Annotated in this window: 10 protein-coding genes; 3 read left to right on the forward strand and 7 right to left on the reverse strand. The window is 63.8% G+C overall.

Annotated features, from left to right (window positions below):
- Window positions 1-8: 8 nt before the first annotated feature.
- Window positions 9-968, reverse strand: a complete 960-nt coding sequence (locus tag J5M73_RS17060; protein ID WP_162884068.1) for a fimbrial protein — start codon at window positions 966-968, stop codon at window positions 9-11.
- A gap of 335 nt (window positions 969-1,303) precedes the next feature.
- Here J5M73_RS17060 and J5M73_RS17065 point away from each other — a divergent pair, with 335 nt between their 5' ends.
- Entirely contained in the window at window positions 1,304-1,927 is a 624-nt protein-coding gene (locus J5M73_RS17065) for a response regulator transcription factor (RefSeq protein WP_102864861.1), read from the forward strand.
- Between the two features lie 10 nt (window positions 1,928-1,937).
- Window positions 1,938-5,528: a transporter substrate-binding domain-containing protein gene (locus J5M73_RS17070; RefSeq protein WP_207815912.1), complete on the forward strand. Its 3,591-nt coding sequence runs from the start codon at window positions 1,938-1,940 to the stop codon at window positions 5,526-5,528.
- Window positions 5,529-5,615: 87 nt separating this feature from the next.
- Here J5M73_RS17070 and J5M73_RS17075 read toward each other — a convergent pair whose 3' ends face one another.
- The 6 genes from J5M73_RS17075 to J5M73_RS17100 all read right to left on the reverse strand — a co-directional run bounded on the left by J5M73_RS17075 (window position 5,616) and on the right by J5M73_RS17100 (window position 21,597).
- Window positions 5,616-8,033, reverse strand: coding sequence for a fimbria/pilus outer membrane usher protein (locus J5M73_RS17075; RefSeq protein ID WP_243433831.1), 2,418 nt, complete (start codon window positions 8,031-8,033; stop codon window positions 5,616-5,618).
- A 109-nt stretch (window positions 8,034-8,142) separates the two neighbouring features.
- On the reverse strand, window positions 8,143-8,874 hold the full coding sequence (locus tag J5M73_RS17080) for a molecular chaperone (RefSeq protein WP_060845151.1): 732 nt from the start codon (window positions 8,872-8,874) through the stop codon (window positions 8,143-8,145).
- 78 nt (window positions 8,875-8,952) lie between these two features.
- Complete coding sequence (locus tag J5M73_RS17085) at window positions 8,953-9,501, reverse strand: fimbrial protein (protein WP_102864858.1); 549 nt, start codon at window positions 9,499-9,501, stop codon at window positions 8,953-8,955.
- 448 nt (window positions 9,502-9,949) lie between these two features.
- Window positions 9,950-10,078 carry a hypothetical protein gene (locus J5M73_RS32080; protein WP_258009287.1) on the reverse strand — a complete coding sequence of 43 codons (129 nt, stop codon included), beginning with the start codon at window positions 10,076-10,078 and terminating at the stop codon, window positions 9,950-9,952.
- Window positions 10,079-10,165: 87 nt separating this feature from the next.
- On the reverse strand, window positions 10,166-10,516 hold the full coding sequence (locus tag J5M73_RS17095) for a DUF3969 family protein (protein WP_102864857.1): 351 nt from the start codon (window positions 10,514-10,516) through the stop codon (window positions 10,166-10,168).
- Window positions 10,517-10,530: 14 nt separating this feature from the next.
- The gene (locus tag J5M73_RS17100; protein WP_243433832.1) at window positions 10,531-21,597 is read right to left on the reverse strand and encodes a DUF637 domain-containing protein; all 11,067 of its coding nucleotides are present in this window, start codon (window positions 21,595-21,597) and stop codon (window positions 10,531-10,533) included.
- A 368-nt stretch (window positions 21,598-21,965) separates the two neighbouring features.
- Between J5M73_RS17100 and J5M73_RS17105 the strand changes: the two genes are divergently transcribed.
- A complete protein-coding gene (locus J5M73_RS17105; protein ID WP_102864856.1) occupies window positions 21,966-23,141 on the forward strand; it encodes an SRPBCC family protein in 1,176 nt (391 codons plus the stop codon).

The following is a 23,141-nucleotide window of genomic DNA, read 5'->3' on the forward strand; positions in this document are numbered from 1 at the left end:
CGCTGCGGTTACTTGTAGGTCAGGGTAAAGGCCGCCCGGGCATTGGCCTTGCCCGGCTCGGGGCCTGCCGCCGAATCGGAGGTCTGGATGTAGCGGGCCTTGAGTTCGATGTTCATTTGGCTGCCGCTGAGACGGGCCATCGATACCTCCTGCCCCAAGGTTAAGGGGGTGACGCCATCCTTGCGCAGGACCTGCACCGCCACGCCCTTGGCGGTGGAGTCCGACGTCAGGCCGAGAATGCCCCGATGGGCGTCGAGGATCGCCGAGCCCTGGACGCCCTCCAGGCGCAGGTGGGCGTTGGCGTTCTGGTAGTAGTTCCAGCCCTGATCCGTCGGGTAGGTGCCCGCCGTACAGTTGGTCAGGGGAATGACCACATCCTTGCTGTCCATGTGGCTGTCCTTGCCGTTGAACTGGCGACGCATGACCTCGCCCATGGGCACTTCGAGGTAGGTGTTGGCGCCGCCGGCCAAGGAGCACTCCGAGCGCACCACAGTGGCGAGCAGGAACACGCTGTGGAAACGGCGGTTGCCAGACCAGAACGCCACTGCCGATTGGCTGTTACTGACCTGCGAGCTGCCCATGGGAATATCATTGCTGACTTTGATCAGGGTGAAGCGGGTTTCCACCGGATCAACGATACGCAAGGCCTGGGTATTGCTCAGTTTGAACGGGACCAAAGGATGTGCCCCGCTGACGTTGATCCAGTGCGTCATGCTGCGACCGGGGGCACTGATCACCACGCCGACGCCGGGCACATTGGTCTTGAGGATGGTGGCCTTGCTCAAATCCAGCCCCGTGAACGGTGGCAGGGTGATGCCCGTCACTCTGGGCCAGGCATTGAGTCGAGTCTCCCACAGATCGCCATGGCGGCATTCAATCTCGCTGGAGTGCTTGTAAGTGAAACTGGCATTGGCCGTGCCGATCACCGAACCGATGGGCGCATCACGGGGCACATACTGAGTGCCCATGTCGAAGTCCAGATACTTTTCAGTATCACCACCGGTGCAATCGGCCCAGGCGCCGCCACTTATGCAACAAAGCAAAAACAATAATCGACCGTGCATTAACTGCCTCTGATGCTCTTTTCCAGCACAACTAAAAGAGTCAACAGGCTAACAAAAGCACCCGCCAAAAAACCCAAGAAGCTTCTTGTAGAAAACCAAGAACATCCTTAAAAGTCCGTCAGCGCACTGCTCTTTAGAACTGTCCAAGAGGGTGCGCAGGTATAATTCGGATGTTAAACCGGAGCTTTATCCTATACCGCTATAAACACTCTCCAAGTAAGAATCAGAATGAGGAAACCATGACGAGAACCGTACTGATCGTGGATGATCACCCGATTATCTGCGGGGCAATCAGAGTCACGCTGGAGCAACACGGCTATCAGGTCGTTGCCGAATCAACCGATGGCCTGGACGCCCTCGCCAAGATCCGCAGCCTGGCCCCGGAGTACCTGCTGCTGGATATCGGCCTCGATAGCCTGGACGGGCTGTCGGTGCTGCAACGCATCCACTCGGAAAACCTCAAGATCAAGACCCTGGTCTTCACCTCGCAATTGGCCAGCACTTATGCGGCCCGCTGCATGCAAGCCGGAGCCCTGGGCTTCATCAACAAGAGCGCCAACATGGATGAACTGGTGAAGGGGCTCAACACCATCAATGACGGTTATCTTTACTTCCCCAAGGAAGTACTGGCCCATTACATGGAACACGGCCAGAACAACGAGTCGGCTTCGCAGAGACTCACCAATAAGGAAATCATCGTTTTGCAACTACTGGTCCAGGGACTGAGTAATGTGGCCATCGGTGAACGTCTGCACTTGAGCAACAAGACGGTCAGCGGACACAAGATCAACATTCTTCGCAAGTTGGGGGTACGCACTACCATAGAGCTGGCCGGCATAGCCAAAGAAATGAATCTGCTTTGACCTGCGCCCTATGAACCCCATCTACCTGACGCTACTCCTGACTCTGTTCACGGCCCTGCTGCCCGCCGTTGTCCAGGGTGCCGACCCCTTCCAGTTATCGTCACGGGGACAAGCCCTGCAGTTCTCCGCCCAGGTCACCAAGCAAGACCGGGCCTGGCTCAGCCAGCGCAAGCCGGTCAGAATCGGCGTGACCTACCCCGACTACCCGCCGCTGACCATCTTCACCGAGAAAAAACAGCTGGAGGGCATCCTTGCGGAAAACCTGCTGGCGCTGCAGAAAGTCCTCAACATCCGCTTCGAGATCAGCAGCTATCCGGACCGCATGAGCGCCTTCAAGGCACTGCAAGCGGGAGAAATCGATCTGGTGGATGCCGCCACCCAACCGGAGGCGGAAAAGTACGGCGTACAAATCTCCTCGCCCTACGCCTATACCCAGATCGCCCTGTATTCCACCACCGGCAGCCTGCTTGACGTGGACCTGCGCGATCCCGCGGCACAGATTTCCTCCACCCCCGACGGCTTCATCGACGAGAACACCTTCAAGATCTTCCGCAGCGCCACCATCAAGAACTACCAGTCGCCCTATGACGCCATCGCCGCCGTGCTCAAGGGGCAGGCCCAGGCCTACCTGGGCGACACCGTCAGCACCAACTACCTGCTGAACCAGAGCTTCAACAATCAGCTGGTGACCAACATCAGCGTCAACGGCCTGGAGGCCTACATCGGCTTTGCCTACACCGGGCAAAACCGGCGCCTGGTCTCGATCCTCAACCAGCAGCTGCAGTCGCGCAGCCGGTGCCAGATCATTCGGATGGTCAACTGGTGGGTGGTGACCCTCAAGTGCAGCGATGACGAATTCGTCAGCGTGCTCAACAACGAGGAAAAGCAGCTGCTGCAGAGCAAGAGGCCCTTCCGGATCGCCGTCAGCGAAGACCTCGCGCCCTACGCGCTGTTCGACAACAGCGGCCAGTTCGGCGGCACCATGTCCGACATTCTGGAACTGGTGCGCCTGAACTCCGGACTGCGCTTCGAGATCGTCCGCACCCGCTCGGTGCACAAGGCCATGGAACTGCTCGACAAGGGCGAAGTGGACCTGGGAATCATGTCGGAAACCGACTCGCGGGATCGCAAGTACCTGTTTACCCGCCCGGTCATCACCACGCCCTATACCCTGATCACCCGAAACAACGGCCCCGAGGAGTTCAACCTCAAGGACAGTCCCGAGCAGAGCATCGCCCTGCCCACCTCCGACGCCCTGCTGGAACACATCCGCCAGAACTACCCGCACCTGAAGATCCACACCACCGACAACGTCGCCGACTCCCTGAACCGGGTACGCGACGGCGGCAGCGACTTCACCCTGACCTCCACCAACCAGGCCCGCTACTACCTGTCCTACAAATACGAGGACGCGCTGAAAGTCTCGGGCCTGCTCAAGGGCGTCAACGCACGGATCGGCCTCGCCAGCCAGCCGCAGAACAAGGTGCTGATTTCCATCATCGAAAAGGCCCTGCTGCGCATTTCCCCGAGCGAGACCGCGGCCATTTCCGGACGCTGGCGGGCCAACGCCGCCACCGACAACAAGTACTGGGAACAGGTGACCCTGCGGGTCTATCAGGTGCTCAGCGCCTCCTTCGTCCTGCTTCTGGCCACCTGCATCTGGATCCTTTACCTGCGCAAGCTGATCTTCAAGAAATCCATCGTGCGCAAGCAATTGCAGGAGCGCCTGAGCCTGATCCAGAACATCGTCGACAGCATTCCCCACCCGATCTACGTGCGTGACCGTGACGGCGAGCTGTTGCTGTTCAACACCCCCTACGCCCAGACCTTCGTCCCTGGCGCCACCTCCAGCACCAACAGCAAGGTCCTCGACGCGCTGCTCAGCCGCACCGTGGTCAATCAATGGCAGCACGACTATGAGCAGGTGGTGCGATCGGGCAGCGCGATTGCCCGAGACCAGACCCTGCACCTGGGCGGCCAGAGCCTGGATATCTACCACTGGATCCAGCCGCTGCGCGACGATCAGCAGCAGGTGTTCGGCGTGGTCTGCGGCTGGCTGGATATCGGCGATCGCCTGCGCATCCTCGAAGAACTGCGCCAGGCCAAGGAGGCCGCCGACCGGGCCAACAGCGCCAAGTCGACCTTCCTGGCCACCATGAGCCACGAAATCAGGACCCCGATGAATGCCATCATCGGCATGCTGGAGCTGGTACTGACCCGCAAGGCGCCCCAGGGCAAGAACCTCGAATCGCTGCAATTGGCCCACGAGGCGGCCGTCAGCCTGCTGGAGCTGCTGGGGGGCATCCTGGATATCTCCAGCATCGAATCCGGGCAGACCCGCCTGCACCTGGAAACCTGCACCCTGCGGCAGATAGTGACCTCGATCCGCGGGATCTTCGACAGCCTGGCGACCCGCAAGGGCTTGTCGATCATCACCCACTTCGATGCCTGCGCCGACCTGCCATTGCGCCTGGACCGGCTGAAGATCAAGCAGATCCTCTCCAATCTGATGAGCAACGCGATCAAGTTCACCGACAGTGGCGACATCACCCTGCGGGTCCAGGGCGTGGCGCTGGGCGAACAGCGCTTCGCCTTCTCCATCAGCGTGCAGGACACCGGCCCGGGCATCGATCCGGCCGACATGGCCAGCCTGTTCACGCCCTTCTCCCGGGTCACCGTCAACCGCAACAGTGGCGCCGGCATCGGCCTGTGTATCTGCCAGTCGCTGAGCCGGATCATCGATGGCGACCTGCTGGTGGACAGCAGCCCGGGCAAGGGCACCACCATGACCCTGACCGCCTGCGCCGAAGAAGCCCCCCACAGCGACACCCCACTGGCGCTGCCCAAGAGCGAACCGGCGGCGCCCATCCAGCGGCGCCTGAAGATCCTCATCGTCGAGGACCACCTGCCGAGCCTGACCCTGCTCAAGGAGCAGATCGAACTGCTCGGCCACCTGCCGATCCTGGCCCACGACGGGCTTGAGGCGCTGTTCATCTGGGAGGACAACGAGGTCGACCTGATCATCACCGACTGCAACATGCCGGAGCTGGACGGCATCGGCCTGACCGAAGAGATCCGCCGCCTGGAACAGCAGATGCGCATGCCCCCCTGCACCATCATCGGCACCACCGCCAGCGCCCGGGGCGAGGACATGCAGGCCGGCCTCGCCGCCGGCATGGATGCCTGCCTGCTCAAGCCCTTAAGCGTGTCGATGCTGGCCCGCTACGTGCCGCTGTTCAGCGAGAGCAGGACGCCGCAGGAAGTGGAAGACGGCAGTTCGGCGCTGTTGCTGTTCAACCTGCCGGAGGACAAGCGCCGCAGCCTGCTGGGCCACCTGATCGTCTGCAATCAGCAGGACCTTCACGCCCTGGAGGAGGCCATGGCCCGCCTCGACTTCAAGACCCTGGCCAGCCAGGCCCACAAGCTGAAAAGCTCGGCGCAGATGATGCAGTCCGACGCCCTGCTGCGCTTGTGCGAAACCCTGGAGCAAGCCCTGGCGGACAACGCCGCCGTCGACGCCCTGGCCCATCTGTGCAAGGAGGTCAGGACCCTGATGGAACAGCTCAACAGCACCCTGGCCACTTCCGCCCAGCCACATTGAGCCAGGGCGCACCAAGCCCGGGTGCAGAGCCAAACAAAAGCCCGCAAGCCGAAGCTTGCGGGCCGGGTCTGACGCCGGGACCGGGCGCTAGTGGCCCAAGGGCGCGCAACGCAGGTTCGCCAGCTTGAAGCCTTCCTGTTCCCGGGTCTGTTGCAGGTCCAGGGTGACGGCACATTGCTGACTGGCGGCGGTGCCCCAGACCAGGCGGAAGTCGCGACTCTCGCCCACCGCCAGCAACACCTGGCCCATGGGGCCCACGGCATTGACCTTATGCCCGGCGGCATCCAGCACCGCCGCGCCGAACGGCACCACCGCGCCCCCGGGCAGGGTCACGCTGGCCAGCACCTTCTCGGTGTGCCGGGCCTTGAAGCGCGCCAGCACCACCGCACCGCGCCGCGGGGTCACGGTGCTCACGCCGCTGTCGATGTCGGTGTTGGCGTCCAGCTTGCTGGTGTCCAGGCTGATGCGGTTGCGCCGGTACGGCTGCACATAGGGCACCAGGCTGTAGCCCTTGGCATCGGTAAAGGTGCCCGGCGCATTGTTGACCCCCACATTGGGGGTGTCCTTGACCTCCACCAGGGCCATGGTATCGCCCAGGCTCTGCCCCAGTTGCACACCACCGGCATGGGCCAGCACCGAGCCGGAGAGGCCGACGTTGGCAGTCTTGTAGGCGCTGCTGCTGCTCAGGCCGGCATTGAGGTTGGCCCAGGGCGCGCGATAGCCAACGGAGGCCGAGCCGGTGTTGGCCGAATGCTCGCTGCGCAGCATGTCCAGGTTGTAGTTGAGGTTGTGGTAGTCCCCCGCCAGGCCGCTCAGGCCCAGGCGCTGATCGTGGCTGCCGTCGGCATTGCGCTCCAGGCTGACGCTGGCGTTGTGCCGACCCAGCGGGAAGCTCAGGGTCAGGCCCAACTGCACGCCTTCGTTATCGCTGGCGCTCAGACTCTTGCTGGCGTACAGCGACAGGTTGACCCGCTGCACCTGGCCACTGACCCCGAACTGCACCTGACGTTGCTGCCGGGACGAGTTCCAGTAATCCTGCTGTGACAGGTTCAGGTACAACGACGTGCTGTCGGCAAAGGCCTGGGAAAGGTTGGCCTCCAGTCGACTGCGCCGGCTGACCCGCCGATAGCGGCCGTCCGCATCGTGATCGCTGTCCCAGGTGCTCTGGCTCACGGCCTCGCTGAAGTCCCGGTAGCCGGGGGTCGAATAGCGATAGCCGGCAAAGCGCAGGTTGGTGCCGGTGGCGAACGCCTTGCCGTAGCGCAGGCCATAACTCTGTCCACTGAGCGACCCCAGCGGGGTGTCGGTCATGGCCTGGGTCACGTCCAGGGACAAAGCGCCGAAGGTGCCCAGGCCCTTGCCCACACCGACTTGATAGGCGCGATAGCCCTCCCCCAGCAACCCGCCCAGGGACAGGGTGTAGTCCCGCGGCATGCCATAGGCCAGGGATGCCTGGGTGAAGGCCGGCTGCTCCACCTGCGAGCCCGGCTCATGGTACTGGCCGGCGCTGACGCTGTAGCGCCAGGTGCCGTCGCGCAGCAGGTTGCCCAAGGTCGCGTAAGGCTGGATGAAACGCCGCTCGCTGCCATCGGCCTCGGTGATGATCACCTCCAGGTCACCACTGCCGGACGCGGCGTTGAGGTCGCGGATCTCGAAAGGCCCCGGGGAGACGAAGGTGCTGTACAGCGAATAGCCGTGCTGACGCACCTCGACCCGGGCCTGGCTCTGGGCCACGCCATGGATCACCGGCGCATAGCCCTGCAGCGAGTCGGGCAGCATCTGCGTGTCGCTGGCCAGTTGCACGCCACGAAACGGCACACTCTGGAAGGTGTCCCCCGGGGTCACGCTTTCACCCAGGGTCAGGCTGCCCAGGGTCCCCGGCAGGTCGCGTTGCACATAGCTGGCGGCACGCTCCCAGGTGCCGTCCTTGCGATAGGACGAACTGGAGCGCAGGCGCCAGTCGCCGAGGTTGAGACCGCCATTGAGGTAGAGGTAATAGTTGGCCGCGTTGCGCTGCGGGTTCCTGCTCTGGGATCCGGAGAACTGATAGTTGAGAAAGCCGGCATTGACCCCGCTGTCCCACTCTTCGGACGCCACATAGCCCCGAGCATCGCGGTTCATGGCTATCTGCGGCACGCTGATGTCCAGCCGGAGCTGGCGGCTGTCGAAATTCACGCTCGCGCCTTGCACCAGCCCGGGCAAGTCCAGGCATTGCTCATCGATGCCGGGGGCCTGCAAGGGAGGCAGCTTGACTCCCATTTCCGTCAGCAGTGCCTGCGGCAGGCAGGCCTTGAGGCCCTTGTCGCCGGGGACAAAGCTGAGGTCGCGCTGGGCAAAATAATCACGGTTGAGACTGATCTCCACCAGGTAGCGGCCCGGGCCCACGTCCTGCTCATGGAGCATGGCTTCGAGATCGCTTTTCAGCGCACCGCTGCCGCCAAAATCCGCCACGAATCCGCTATCGAACTCTGCGGCGACTACTGCGCTGTTCTTGAGCGCGGCCAACAATAGCGATCCGGCCAAACAACCGACCCAGTTTTTCAAACACACACACATCCCGAACTTGACCCTCTGCATGAATGCGCTGGTTTCATTCCGTAGGCACGTCATCGGCTCAAAATGTCGCACTGGACTTCAACGGATCGCTGTAACCCCCGTAGTCATTGATGATCGAGAATTCCACAGTGGCGCTGCCGGACTTGAGCCGGCGTTTGAGAGGGAAGTCCTGGGTGGACTTGGGGGCCACCATGTCGACGTCCTGCAGCTCGATCGGGGTGTCGCCATCCATCACCCGGATAGCGATGAAAGTGATGTGATAGGCACTCGGGTTGGTCACCTGCAACACCGTTCCCGACGGTTGCGCCAGGAGTTTCCAGGTCAACTGGCCGGGCGCGTCCTGAGCGCTGCCCGGCAAGTGGCCGGGCCGATAGAACAGCTTGACCCGGGTGCGCACCGCCACTTTCAGGGTGTTCTCCTGCTTTTGCTCCAGCAGGGGAATTTCCTGGGCATTGAAATAGAACACCGACTCCCGATCCTCCGGCAGTTGCCCGGGCGTCTTGATGATCCGTACCACCTGCTCCTCGCCCGCACGCACCTTGAACAGCGCCGGCATGGCGATGAACGGGCTGAGCGAGCCCTTGCTGTCCGCGGCGTCATTGACCCAGGTCTGCACCGCGTAATCGCTGCTGGTGAGGTTGGAGACGATGGTCGAGGCACTGCGTTCATCGGCGTTGAGGATGATCCGCGTGCCATTGAGCATGATGCCGGCGCTGGCCTGGGAGACGGGCCAGAGCAGCGCCAGGGACGCACACAGCAGCGCGCCGCGAAAGCGAGGGAAAGTAGTCATATCGATCAGAACCTGAGGCAGGGAACAGGGCATGCCGAGGCCCCCAAGTCACAGGCAGGAGCCTCGGCCGGAACGCGCTTACTTGTAGTCGACGCTAAAGGACGCCTTGGCGTTGGCGGTGCCCGGCGTGGCTTCACCGGTGGCGATGTAGTTGGCGGTGAAACGCATCGGTTGGGTCAGGTCCGCGTACTCGCTGGAAGCCCGGCCCAGTTGCACGTCCACGCCCTTGGCGTCGCGAATCTGCACCGCGACGTTCTTGGCCACCCCGGCGCCGCCTGCGCCCTCCAGGGCCAACCACTCACCGTTGGGGCCGGCGGCACCGTTCATGCTGAGAAAGCGCACGGTGGCGGTCTTGCCGGTCAGCACACAATCCTTGTCGTCCTTCGGTGCCGTCATGCTCAGGGCAAAGGAACCGGCGCCAGCGGTATCGCCGGCCTTTTTCAGTGACAGGGCGGGCGCGTTGCCCAGGGAAACATTAACGCCGGCACCGCCGTTGAGGTCGCCGACACTCACCGAACAGGTATTGGCAGTAATCGAGCCGGTGAAGTTGATTTCGCCGTCGGCCGCCATGGCCTGGGCAGCGACACAGCACACAGCGACAGACAGTGCGGACTTGATGAATTTCATGGGTTTTATACCTATCTCGTGTTTGACGTTTGCCTTGCTCCTCAAGGCCTGGAAAGCCTACAAACGTTAACTTGTGAATGAGATAGGACGGCTCTCGGGCGTGACCGAGAAGATTCTTGATTGCAAACCGGAGGCCCATCAAGACGTTCGGCCTCGAGCCCCCCGAAAGCCTTGGCCCGAAGGGCCTGCAACAACTAAGAAGCCCGCATCAGTGGCTTTTTTTCGGGGCCGAGCCTGTGCTCTTCATACCTGCGCCGCAGGGGCAATCGCGCTGATATTTCCGTGCAACCACTGCCCCCGACGCCAGCTGTTGCTGGCGATGCCAGATCAGGTTGAGACGCTGGACCTTGGCCGAGCCCAGGACAATCTCCAGCGGCGATCCGAGTGCTGGATACTTCGTGGCGCGCCCCCACCCGGCTGCCTGTAACGGCAACCGGGGGCACGTGAATCACTTGGCCACGGCGGGACCAGGACCCTGCTGCGGCAGGAACAAACGCGCGGTCAGCCAGCAGGTCATGGCGGCGGCCAGGAAGATCCGCAACAGCGTCACTAGCGGCGCCAACACGGGCATCAGCAACAGCTACCCCTCCCCTGACTTCGCCGAGCAAGCGCGGATTGCTGATCAGATGAGCAAGCAGCAACACGAAGTTCAGCAGGTCGAGGACTAACGGATGACATACAAGTCTTCCCGACGGATCTTTTCACTGGCTCTGTGGGCATAACCGGGATCGCTTTGCAGGATCGATGCAAAACGCTCGGCCAGTTGTTGCACATTGGCCTCCAGGCGATCCGGCCTCAGGCTCTGCACATCCTCCAGTTCGCATGCCTCCATGATCAGATTACAGAGCTCGGGCGATAGCCCCTTGTCCTGCAAAATGCTTGCGGTACGCGGCGTGAACAGGATCCACTCGGCCTCCTCCAGGGAGATGGCCTCGGTGCGCAACGACGTCAACAAGCCAATCGCCAGCGTGCACACCAGCCGGGTGGCCTGTTCAGAGCCCAGAGCTTCAACCATCAACGATATTTCCTTCACCGGGTATTACTCCAACCGTTCTTGGTCTTCACGTTGAAGACCTTGCCACTTTCACTCTGGAAATAGTGCACCGAGACCCGTGCACCCGCGTTATCGAAACCATCCTTGTACACCTTGCTCCACTTGCCGGGCTCCACCTTGCGCAAGTCAGCCAGCGCCTCCACGTTCTTGACCGCATTGCGGGTGGTTCCTCCGGCGCGCTCCTTGAAGCCCACGGGGTACTCCGGCGCTTTGCGCAGCGAATCATAGACATGCTTGATGCCGCCGTTCTGGCCGGCCCCGCCGCCAACGATACCGCGCTTGATCCCATCCGCCAGCCCCTTGGCGCCACCGCCCGGGGTGAAGAGTTTTGACCTGGGGTCCGCGGCCTCGAGGATGTAGTCGGCAGCCACCACCCCCAGGGTTCCATACTTGTCCCGCTGAGCGTTGGCAATGTAACGATTGAGCGCGACCTGATTGTTGCCCATGACAAGATACAGATCGGTCAACTGAGCAAACAGGTCGGGCCGGTCCGATTTGCGCAGGTCGCTCATCCATTGCTGATTGGTCCCTTCCTCGGACCTGAGGCGCTCGAATACCGCCTGGCACAGTGTCGGGTTCTGCTGGCAAAGCTGCGGAAACTCCTTGTTCCGGGTCTCATCCAGATTGCGGTAGTAGTCGCGAATGCCGTCGCATTCGGTTTTCGTCGTACAGGCACTCAGCTTGCGGTCTTTCTCGAGTATTTCCTCGTGGAACAGATAGTTGTAGGCCGTGGCCATCTGGGCAATCTGCGCCCCTTTGTCCAGGTCCTTGCCCACTGCCGCAGCTGCCACCAGGCCGGTCAATTGTGACAGCGCCAACTGCAGGTCCTTGTTGCCGTCGGCCACGCTCGCCAGTTGGTTGATCAGGGCCTCGTTCAAACCGGCTGCCGCGGCGCCAGTCTTGAAATCGCCGCCCGTGGCTTCCGCCAGCAGACCGCCCATCAGGGCGTGGGCGACGATCTTCTCGAGACCGCCATTGGGGAAGCGGACGTTGTCGCCGACCCAGTTGAACCCCGTCGCCATGGCCACGTTGCCCGCCTCGCCGAGCAAGGCCGCACCAAAGTTGTCGCCAAAGCTGCCACCCCCGATCGCCGTGGAGATGCCGCTGGAGATCAGCGCCCGGCCCGTGGTGCGGGTCACGGTGTCGGCCGCCGTGCTCCAGCGGAAGATGTCCTTGGACGGGTTGGCATTCTGCAAGGTCGAGGCCGTGCTGCCCTCGGTGCCCGGGACTGCAGTACCCGCTCCGGCGCTGTCCGCACCGCCGAACCAGTTGGCATCGGCGTACTCGAAGGCACCGGCGGTGAACCCGGCAATGGCGGCGTTTTTCAGGCTGTCGGCGCTGAAGGTTTCCTTGAGTGCCAAGCCCAGGTTGCCCTTGTTGCTGATGGTGCTGCTGACCCCGGTGGTGGCCAGGCTGCCGGCCACCGCCGCCTGGGGCGCTGCCAGGCCAAGGCCCGCCGGGCCCATGGCCAGGGACATCAGAATCGCGACTACCAGCTTGGCCCCCGCGCCGAGACCCGAGGAGTCGTATTTGAAGCTTTCGTGGATTTCCTTGACCTGGCGCCAGTCGATATCCCCACGCGCCTGGGCGTCCTTCATCCACGCCAGGCCCGGATCGGCCTGAACCATGGCATCGATGGTCTGGCTGACCGTCTGCTGGTCGACCTGGCGGATATCGATGCGCATGCCATCGGCCGCCTTGATCAGCAGATTGCCCTGGGCCACCAGGGTGCTCTGGCGCAGGGTTTCATCGGTGCGACCCTTGCCCTTCATCGAGTACCAGGAGAGATCGCTCTTGCTCTTGGTATGGGTCTCGTCATGCAGGTCCTTGACCCCCTCGAAGGTGATCGCGCCGCCACTGTCCAGGGTCAGGTCCTTGGCGCTTTCCAGCTTGGCCACCTGGTACTTCTGGTCGCCGCCGCTCTTGAGGGTCAGGTCGCCGCCAGTGCTGATCTGGCTGCCAACGTGGGTGACCTGGGTCACCTCGTCGTGGCGCGCTTTCTTGCGCCCCCAACTGCCCTTCTTCTTCATGTCGTACAGCGAGTAGTCGCTGTCCTGGGCGGCCAGCAGTTCCAGGTCGTCACCGGCCACCAGGTAGGCTTCGTTGCCGGCGCTGATGCGACTGGAGATCAGGCTCAGGTCCTTGCCCGCACTGAGGACCACATCGGCCCCGGCAGTGAGAGAAGTGCCGACCTGACGCTCATGATCTTCCTGGCGGGTGACCTTCTTGGTCTTGGAGTAGCTGTGCTGCTCATCCGCGGCCGAGGCCAGGGTCATGTCCCCCACGGCATCCATGGCGATGGTCCGCTTGGCCTCGATCTGGCTGGCGACTGCCGTCAGGTCGCGTCCGGCGCTGACTGCGATGTCACGCCCGGCACTGACGCTGGAACCATGCTGAGTGACGCTTTCGTTCAAGTAACGATCGCGGGTGATTTTGTCGTGCTCCCGGGCCGACGTCAGGTTGACGTCGCGCCCCGCCACCAGGGCGATGTCGGCACCACTGCTGAGCACCCCGCCGACGTTATTGATATCGCGGCCCGCCTGCACACTCAGGTTATTGCCGGCCTCGATCCGCGCCGCGTTGTTGGCGTAGTCCAGGCGCTGGGTGGTGCTCCCAGGGTTGCTCTGGAACGTGCTGATGCTGCGCTCGTTGATCACGTCCCCGCCCAGGGCGCGGACCGTCACATCGCGCCCGGCAATGATGCCGCCCGCGCGGTTGACCAGATTGTCCCCGGCCAGCAGGTTGAGGCGCTCGCCGGCCTCGATCAGGCCACCATTGACCAGGTTGTTGCCGGTGGTCGCACTCAGGTTCTCACTGGCACGCAAGGTCCCGGAGTTGACCAGGTCCTTACCGGCAATCAGGGTCACGTCCCGGCCCTGGACCAGGGCGCCGTTGGCCGCCAGGCGGTTGTTGGCGTTGGCCAGGTACAGCACCGGCACCAGCACCTTCTCGCCGTTCACCTCCTGCTCTTCGAGCCAGACGATGTCGTGGGTCAGGGCCGCCACTTGCTGGGAGGTCAGGGTCACGCCCACCGCGAGGTTGAGCGAATCCTTGCTGGCGATGGCGTTGTTCATCAGGTACTTGAACATGCCCTCGTCACTGTTCTGGCCATCGAGGAACCGCTGGCCGGTACGCGCCGTCACCGCCTGCTGGATCAGCCGCTGCTCATAGAAGCCGTCACCCAGGCGCTTGGCACTCTGGTCCGGGTCATACCCGAGGTTCGACAGCAGATAATCGGAGCTCATGAACTGCTTGAGGTCGGTGAGCAGCGGGTTGGTTTCGATCAGGTATTTGTGGGGATTGCTGCGCACGCTGCTGTCCGGCAGGCCCTGGACCCGGCTGACGCTCTGGTTGCCGGTGCCGCCCACGGGCAGCACGCCCAGCGGCGAGTCCGCCGCCGTCGCGCTGACCTGGACCGCTGCGGTGCGGCCATCGACGCCGGTGGCCTGGTGATCCTGCAGATTCAGCTCACGGGCGCCCAGGGCCACCTGCGGCAGCGGTTGACTGCTCAGGTCCCGAGGGCGGATCGGCTCCGGCCCGGCCTGACGCGAGGTCAGTTCCAGGCTGGCGCCCCCCATGTTCCAGCTGTGCGCCGGGCCCGCAGGCTGCGCGGTGCCCCCCTGGCCACTCAAGCGAAACAGCCCGTTCTGCCCCGAAGGCAGGCTGAAGTTCGGCAGGCTCAGGGGATTGACCTGCTGCTGCGCCAGGTCCGGCGGCAGCTGGGAGTTGAGCACCACCATCAGCGGCTTGCTCGCCGCCCCCACGCCGGTGTCCCGGGCGCGATCGCCCACGGCAATGGCGCTCTTGATCACGCTGATGCTGCTGATGTCGTTGGCCGCCGTGAGCCGGGCCTTACCACCGGCCTGAATGATGGCCGGCGCGGAGGAAGAACTCAGGGTCGAGGTCTCTACCGGCCGGTCGATGCCATAGAAGATCCCCGGGTTGAACTTGGCCACCAGGGCCGCGAAATCCTGCGGGTTGAAGGCACTGCCCTGGGGGTGCGCCCGATCATAGGCTTGCACGTCACGGGCCAGCTGGAAGAACAGCCCGCGCTTGATCTTGACCCCGGCACCGACTTCATAGCCGGAAGAACCGGACGCCACCAAGGAGGCCTGGTTGGTGATAGCGCCGCTGGTGATGGTCAGGTCATTGCCTGCCGACACGGTGCTGTAGCGGTTGAGGAAACTGCTGCTGTTGACCGTCAGGTTGCCTCCCGCATTCAGGGTCGACTGCGGCGAGTCGCTGCTCACCACCCCTTCCACTGTCCGGTAGATAAACACCGGCCCCCGGACCCAACTGGCGCCGCCGCCACAGTGCTGGGCGCAGCGGATGGTCATGCGGCCATCGGTAATCTGCTGGCTGGCCTCGTATTTTTCACGATCGTTGACCAGATCCAGGGCAGCAATATTGATATCGCCACCGCTCTGGATGTTGCCGGAGATGTTCTTCAGGCTTTGGGCCGAGGTGCCGGCCGCCATGCCGGCCACGGTCAGGCCGCCCAGGCTGTAGAACTCGCCATAGCTGTTGGTCAGGGTGTTGACGTTGAGGCTGGCGTTCTGGCCGCTGAAGACAAATCCATGGTCGTTGACCAGGGTTGGGGTGGTCAGGCTCAGGTCCTGGGCGCCGCCCAGGGTGCCGGTGTTGAGCACACCGCCGGCATTCACCGTGAGTGTGGCGTTGGAAGTCAGGCGCCCGGCGTTGTTCAGTTGCCCGCCGATGTTGACCCGGGTATCAGCGCCGCCAGCGATGCTGCCGGCACTGCCCAGGTTCACCTGAGCAGCAGCGAAGGTCATGTCGCCCAGGCTGGACACCCGGCCATTGCCGGAATAGGTGCCGCCGATCTGCAGGTCCAGGCTGCCATCGCTGGCCAGCAACCCGTCGTTGCTCCAGTTGCCGCCCCGGGCCTGCAAGTGCTGGCTGGCCAGCAGCTGGCCGCTGGCGGTCTGGGCGAATTGGTTGACGTTGAGGTTCAAGCGTCCGGCCTGGATCACGCTGCTGTTGGTCCAGCTGTCGGCAGTGAGGGTCAGGCCGCCACGGGTGATCAGGCTGCCGCCAGCATTGATCACATTACCGGTGGCGATATCGAAGTTGCCTTCTCCCAGGTGCAGCAGGCTGCCGCCCTGATTGAGGAAGTCCGACGCCGCCAGGGTCAGGTCGGTGTTGGCGGTTTCCAGCAGGCCGTTGCGGTTGTCGAACTGGCCACCGATCTGCAGTTCGGTCTTGCCCCCGGTCGCCAGGGCCCGCAGCTTGCCGCCCTGGTTGTCGAGGCTGGCGCCTCGCAGGGCCAGGCTCTCGCGGCTTTCAATCAGGCCGCCACGGTTGTTCACTGGCCCCTTGAAATCCAGGTCGATGTGCTGGCCGTTGATCTGCCCCACACTGTTGTTCAGCGAGTGGCCACTGGCCTTGACCCGCCCGCTGGCGTACAGCCCGCCGTTGCTGTTATCCACCCCCGCGCCACCGCTGTTGAGCAGCAGATCGCCGCCCTTGGCCGCCATGCGCCCGCCACCGTTATCGATCCCGGCCAGGGCCTGCAGGTCCAGGCTCCGGGCCTCGACCTGGCCGCCATGGTTGTTCAGTTGCCCCAAGACACGTGCCTCAAACAGTCCCTTGAGGCTCGACAGCACCCCGCCGCGGCTGTCCAGGTTGGCGCCCTGGATACGCAGGTCGCCGTCTTCGGCGATCAGCTTGCCGCCCTGGTTGTCGATGGCCCCGGTCATGGCCAGGGTCTGGGCCTTGGCGCTCTGGATCGCTCCCTGGGCATTGTTCAGGCTGCCGGCATTGAGACTCAAACCGGCATCGCGGCTATAGATCAGGCCATCACCCTGGTTGCTCAATTGGCCAGTGGTGGTGACTTGCAGCGCACCGTTGGCGGCCAGGGTGCCGCGATTGCTGTTGTCCAGGCTGGCGCTGAACAGGGTCATCAGGTTCTGGCTAATCAGTTGCCCGCCCTGGTTGTCGATCCGGCTCGAACGCTTGAGCAGCAGCGGACCACTGGCGGCCAGCTGGCCCTGGGCATTGACCAGGGCGCCCAGCAGGTCGAGGGTCACCGCGCCTTCGCTGCGCAGGCTGCCACCCTGGTTGTTCAGGCTGTTGCCGGTGAAGCTCAGGGCACCCGCGGCGCTGAGACGGCCGCCCTGGTTGTCCAGGTCGCCGGCGCCGATGTCGAGGCTGGCGCTGCTTTCAATCAGCCCGCCCCGGGCGTTGTTCAAACCGCCACTGCCGAGGATCAGTTGCTGCTCGCCCTTGCTGGTGACGATGCCCTTGTCGCTGTTGTCCAGGCTGGCGGCCTTGAGGGTCAGCCGACCCTGGCTGGCCAGCCCGCCTTGCGCACTGTTGAGCAAAGCACCGCTGAGGTCGATATTCAGCTCCCCCAGCAGGCTCGACAGGGTGCCCTGCTGGCGGTTGTCCAGGCTGCCACCGCTGAGGTTGAGCCCCTGCCAGCCGGAGACCAGCCCCTGCTGGTTGGTCAGCTGCGCAGCCTCGACCCCTAGCTGCTGGTTGCTGATCAGCGTGCCGGCGCTGTTGTCCAGGTTGCGCCCGGCCAGGTTGAAGCCCTGGGCGCTGGAGATTTCACCTTCGCGGTTCTGCAGGTCCCGCAGGTGGGCGATGCTCAGCACGCCCTGGGTGTTGATCAGGCCCTGGCGGTTGTCCAGGTCCGAGGTCTGCGGTCCCAGGTCGATGCTCAATCCCGTGCCACCCAATAGCTTGCCGCCCTGATTGCCCAGGCCCTTGGCGCTGAGTTGCAAGTGCCCGGCGGACTGGATCAGCCCTTGGTTGTGCAGCGCACCGGCGACCCTCAGGCCCAGGTCGTGGTCGCTGAGTAGCGAGCCGCTGTTGTCCAGGCTGCCGGCATCAATCTGCAGGGCGGCAGCGGCAATCTTGCCCTTGAGCGCGGTCAGCGCGCCGTCGATACGCAGGGTCAGCGCCTGATGGCTGAGCAGTTGCCCGGCGCTGTTGTCCAGGCTGTGCGCCGCCAGCTCGAAGGCCTGCTCGCTGGAGATTTCACCCTGGCGGTTGTTCACCGTGCCCAGGTTGCTCAGCACCAGTGGACCGGGGGCGTTGATGAAGCCGCCCTGGTTGTTCAGCGTGCCGTGATTGAGGTCCAGGCTTAGGGCGGTCTTGCTGAACAGCTTGCCGCCTTGCTGCTGCAGGCCACTGACCGAGGCCTGCAAGGCCTTGGCGCTGCCGATGCTGCCCTGGTCGTTGTTGACCTGGGTCGCGGTCAGGTTCAGTGCATCACCGCTGTTGAGGTTGCCGCCCTGGCTGTTGTCCAGTTCGCCAGTGTCCAGTGCCAGCTTGGCCTTGCTGCTGATAACGCCCTGTTGCTGGTTGTCCAGGCGCGCGCTGGACAGGGTCAGCGCAGCGTCGCTCAGCAGCTTGCCGCCGCGGTTGTCCAGGGTCTCCCGGGCGCTGATCTGCAGGGCGCCCGCGCTGGACAGACTGCCCTGGCGATTGCCGAGGTTGCGCACCTGAATGTCCAGGCCGCCTTCGCTGCTGATGCGGCCTTGATGGTTGTCGAGGTCGCCGGCAAGCGCCAGGTCCAGGCGCTGCCGCCCCACCAGATCCCCGCCCTGGTTGTCCAGGCTCGTGCCGTTGAGGCTCAGGCCCTGGTCCGCGCTAATCAGCCCCAGGCTCTGGTTGATGACCTGGGCCACGGTCAGCGTCAGGTCGCCGCTGGCCAGTACCCGCCCGGCAGCACTGTTGTCCAGGCGCTCGCCGACCAGGCCGATCTGCTGGCTGGACAGCTCACCGCCACGGTTGTCCAGTTGCTCGATGTTCAGGTCAAGCTGCCGGGTCGCCCCCAGCAGGCCGTCCTGGCGGTTATCCAGGGTGCCGGCCTTGAGAGTCAGTTGGGCGTCGGCCAGGATCACTCCGCCCTGGTTGTCGGCCGCCTCGGTGACCTGCAACTGCAGGTCGCCACGGCTGTGCAGCTCGCCCTCGCGGTTGTCCAGTCGAGTGCTGCGACTGTCCAGCGCCGCCGCCGTCATCAGGCCCTTGACGTTGACCAGGGCCTGTTCGATGCGCAGGGTCAGCGCCTGGTTGCTCAGGACCTTGCCGCCACTGTTGTCCAGTTGCCGCGCGTTCAGGCTGAAGGCCTTGGCCCCGGAGATCTCGCCACCGCGGTTGTCCACCTGATCGAGGTTGCGCAACAGCAGTTGCCCGGGGGTGTGCAGGTTGCCGCCCTGGTTGTTCAACTGTCCGTGATTGAGGTCCAGGGTCAGGTCAGCGTTGCTGAACAGCTCGCCGCCCTGCTGATCCAGACCGCTGACACTGGCGCTCAGTGCCTGATCGCTGCCGATCCGACCCTGGTGGTTCGTCAGTTGTGCGGTGGTCAGGGTCAACTGCCCGGCACTGGTGAAGCTGCCGCCCTGGCTGTTGTCGAAGTCCCCGGTGCTCAGGCGCGCGTCGGCCTTGGCGCTGATCACACCCTTGCCGCTGTTGTTCAGGCTGGCGCTGTCCAGGGCCAGGCCTTGCTCGGCGACGATGGCGCCAGCCTGGTTGAGCAGCGCCCCGCGGCTGTCGATGCTCAGGGCCTGGGCGCCGGTCAGGCGGCCACCCCGGTTGTCCAGGCTGCCCACCTTGAGGGTCAGCAGGTCTTCGCCGCTGATCAGGCCTCGCTGGTTGTCCAGGGCTGCGCTCAGGGTCAGCAGCAAGGGCTGCTGACTCACCAGCTGGCCGCCGCTGTTGTCCAGGCTACTGCCGCTGAGATTCAGCCCCTGCTTGCTGAACAGCAGCCCCTGGTTCTGGTTGATCACCCGGGCCACCTTGAGCAGCAGGCGATCATCGGCCAGGACCTTGCCGCCGTCGCTGTTGTTCAGCCCCTGGCCGTTGATCTGCAGCTCGCCCCGGCCCGACAGCGCACCGCCACGGTTGTCCACTTCAGCGACGTCCAGGGTCAGGGCCTTGAGGGACGCCACCAGGCCTTTGTCGCGGTTGTCCAGGTGCTGACCTGTGAGGTGCAGGTCGCCCTCGGCCACCAGTTCGCCGCCCTGCTGGCGCAGGCTGTCGACCTGGGCCTGCAGGTCGCTCTTGCTGGCGATACGGCCACCGTTGTTGAGCACTTCCCGGGTCTTGAGCGCCAGGCCGGAGGTGGCGCTGAGCAGGCCGCCGCTGTTGTCCAGCCGGCGACCTTCTACCCTCACCGCGGCCTGGCTTTCCAGGCGGCCCTTGTCCCGGTTGTCCAGCTCGCGGCTCAGCAGGTTCAGGGCCTGGTCCGCCCGCATCACCCCGCCGCGGTTGTCCGCCGTCTCGCCACTGACCTGCAAGGTGTCGCCGGCGGAAACCCTGCCCTTGCGGTTATCCAGATGCCCGGCCTGTACCTCAACGACTCCGGTGGCCTGGATCAGTCCCTTGTCCTGATTGTCGAGACGTCCGGCGACCTCGGCACTGAGGCGCCCCTCGCTGCGCAGATTGCCGGCCTTGCTGTTGTCCAGGTCCCCCGCGCGCACCTTCAGCAGCTGCTCCGCCCCCAGGGCCCCGCCCTGGTTGCTAATCTTCCCGCTGGCGCTGATGTCCAGGGTGTCGCCCGCCATCACCAGCCCGGCGACGTTGTCCAGCGAGGTCACTTGCAGGGTGAGTTGGGTCAGGCTACTCAGCTCACCATGGTCATTGCCCAGGTGGCCGACATGGGCCTTGAGCTCGCCATCACTGGTGATCAAGGCGTTGTGATTCAGCAGTTGCCCGGCTTGCAGCACCAACGCATCGCTACTGAGCACCCGGCCCTGATTCTGGTTGTCCAGGGTGCCGGCACCGAGCGTCACCTGACGTTGCCCGCTCAAGGTCCCGCCCCGATTGTCCAGGGTCTGCCTGGTCGTGACCGTCAGATCGCGGCTGGCGACGATGCTCTTGCCGCGGTTGTCGAGATTCTGGGCGGTGAGGGTGATGTCCGCGTCGGGGTTGCGGCTGTTGTCGGCATTGACCCCGGCCTCGATGATGCCCTGGTTGCTCAACTGGCCACCGCTGTCGAGGCTGATGCGGTCCCGGGCGGCGAGGGTTTTCTGGCTGCTCAGGTCGCCCCGGGTCTGCACCTTGAGCTCGCTGCCGGCGTAGACCGCGCCCTGGGCATCGAGGCTGCCGGCCTTGATCGCCACCGCGCCCTTTTCGGCGGTGGCGTCGGCCATGCGCAACTGACCGTTGGCATCCAGTTGGATATCACCGCCACTGGCGATCAGTTTGCCGTCGAGTTTCACCCCCACCCCGGCCTCAGTCCCCACCAGCTTGATAGCCCCGGCATACATGCCGCCCAGGGCACTGCTGTCGATGGCCAGTTGCGGCGCATCCGCCGGGTTGGCGGTCCGCGCCGTGGCGTTCAAGGTCTTGGCGTCGACATCGTTGGCCCCGGCGATCACCGCCAGGTGCTGGGCCTGGATCTCGGCGTTGATTTTCGCGCTGCGGGTGATGATTTCGAACTGGTCGATATTGCTCGCGTTGAGCCCCGCGCCTTCAATGGCGACGCTGCCTTGATCCACCTGGTAACGCTGGAGCTGGCCGTTCTCGATCACCGGCTTGCCGGTGGTCAGGGTGGCTTTCGGGGTGTTGATGAAGCCGCAGCCGTTGCAGCTCACCCCGTAAGGGTTGGCAACGATGACATGGGCCGACTGTCCAGCCACTTCGGTGTAGCCCTTGAGCTGGCTGGGGCTGCCGCCGTTGACCTCGTTGAGGATCACATTGGCCGCGCGGCCACCCAGGTTGGGGTTGCCGAGGATGATCCCCCCCAATTGGGTGGACTGGGTGCGGTTGGTGGCGTTGTTGAGGATCACCCCCTGCTGGCCGACGTTGTAATCGCTGAACTGGTTATGGGACAGACCGCTGCCATTGGGGGCGGCAATGTTGACGATGGGCACGCCATTGCCGGCCTGACCCAGTGTGGTGCCGCTACCGTTGACCACGATGCCGTCGGCCATCACCACCAGCGGCTGCCAGAACATCATGTTGGCGAGAATGAACGCCAGGCTGCGCTTGGAAAAGCCGCAGAAAGAGTCACGCGATTGCAGGGCAGCCGAAGGCTGGCGGGCCATAAAGGCGAGTTGGCGAACGTCCATGTCAGTCTCTCAACAATGCAGGAGCAAAAAACCCCAAAGGCCTTCATCCCGAAGGCCCACGGCGAGCGATAATTGATTTCGCGAGGCAAGATCGAACTGGTAATCCATCGATCCGCAGCAGAGAAAAGCGGGTCAAAAGAAACAGAACATCAGCAAAAGTGATATCAATTTGATGGCAAAATACTAAATAGCCACTATTCTGGCGTCAATCTTTCATTCACCCCGCTACCGCCTCGCCCCCCTTTCCCGGACCGCTTTTCACCGCCGGTTCAGCTTGATGAATACCGCTCAATCCCACTGTCCATTGGCCGGATAAAGGGGCGACGGCTACGCTGCTGCCCACAAGAACAACAACGGGAAACAGCGCTGTGCGAACCACCACCCAACACTTTCGCGAGCAGTATCGAGCCGCGGTCAGTCCGCGCTACAACCCCTGGCTGCATGGCGGCTTCGTGCTTGCCTACGGCGCGCTGTGCATTGCGGTGCTGTGCAGCACCCTGGAGCGGGTGCAGCCCACGGAATGGCTGGCGGTGCCGGTGTCGCTGCTGTTCTTCAACCTGTGCATCTACGTGGTGCATCGCTGGCTGGGGCATCACAAGCAGCCTTTCGCCCGGCTGTTCTATGCCCGGCATACCGGCGACCACCACAGTTTCTTCACCCCGGGACTGATGACCTATGAAGAGCGCAAAGACTGGCGGGTGATCCTGTTTCCGGCCTGGCTGATCGTGGTCCACAGCCTGCTGTTCGCCCTGCCGCTGTGGGCGCTGCTGCGCCTGTGGAACGGCAACATCGCGGCGCTGTTCGCCAGTTGCACCTTGGTCGGCTACCTGGCCTATGAGGTTTTCCATGCCTGTGAGCACTTGCCCGCCAGTCATCCCCTGGCGCGCCTGCCCTGGGTGCGGCAAATGCGCCGTCTGCATGAGCTGCATCACCGCCGCGAGCTGATGCAGACGCGCAATTTCAATATCGTCCTGCCGCTGATGGACTGGCTGTTCGGCACCTTGCACTGGCAACCGGAAGAAGTACCGGCCCCCGCTCCCTTTCCTGACGAGTCCACGCCCATGACCCGCATGCAGCATCAGATCGAGATCCCGCGCAGCGCCGCCGCCACCCTGGCCTACGCCGCCAGCCCACGCTGCTGGCCACAATGGCATCCATCCTCTCTCAACGTGTTGGGTGACGATGGCCCCCTGTTCGCCGGGCAGGTTTTCGAGGAAGACATCCATGCCGGCGGACGCAGCGGCCACCTGAGCTGGCAGGTCCGGGAGTACCTGCCGGGGCACCGCTGGCGTGCCACCGCCCGGGGCGATCATGGCCTGGAGCTGCAAGTGACCTATGAGTGCCAAGCGCTGACGGGCGAACGCACGCGCTTTGTGCGGACCCTGGAATACCGCTTCGACAACCTGCTGATGCGCCTGGGCAATCAGCTGTTATTCAAACGGCGGATAGAGCGAGAATCCGCCGCGTCATTGCTGGCATTGTGCGAGACGGCCCAACAGGCCATCCCGCTGACAACCACCGCCCCGGCCAGCAGCCCATCCTGA

Origin of the sequence: Pseudomonas sp. 50_B, assembly GCF_017491625.1 — a bacterium.
GTDB lineage: Bacteria > Pseudomonadota > Gammaproteobacteria > Pseudomonadales > Pseudomonadaceae > Aquipseudomonas > Aquipseudomonas danubii.

Excerpts from the sequence above, each read along its gene's own strand:
- J5M73_RS17095 (WP_102864857.1), bottom strand. The coding sequence starts at position 10,516 with ATGGTTGAAGCTCTGGGCTCTGAACAGGCCACCCGGCTGGTGTGCACG.
- J5M73_RS17080 (WP_060845151.1), bottom strand. The coding sequence starts at position 8,874 with ATGACTACTTTCCCTCGCTTTCGCGGCGCGCTGCTGTGTGCGTCCCTG.
- J5M73_RS17070 (WP_207815912.1), top strand. The coding sequence starts at position 1,938 with ATGAACCCCATCTACCTGACGCTACTCCTGACTCTGTTCACGGCCCTG.
- J5M73_RS17060 (WP_162884068.1), bottom strand. The coding sequence starts at position 968 with ATGGGCACTCAGTATGTGCCCCGTGATGCGCCCATCGGTTCGGTGATC.
- J5M73_RS17065 (WP_102864861.1), top strand. The coding sequence starts at position 1,304 with ATGACGAGAACCGTACTGATCGTGGATGATCACCCGATTATCTGCGGG.
- J5M73_RS17085 (WP_102864858.1), bottom strand. The coding sequence starts at position 9,501 with ATGAAATTCATCAAGTCCGCACTGTCTGTCGCTGTGTGCTGTGTCGCT.
- J5M73_RS17100 (WP_243433832.1), bottom strand. The coding sequence starts at position 21,597 with ATGGACGTTCGCCAACTCGCCTTTATGGCCCGCCAGCCTTCGGCTGCC.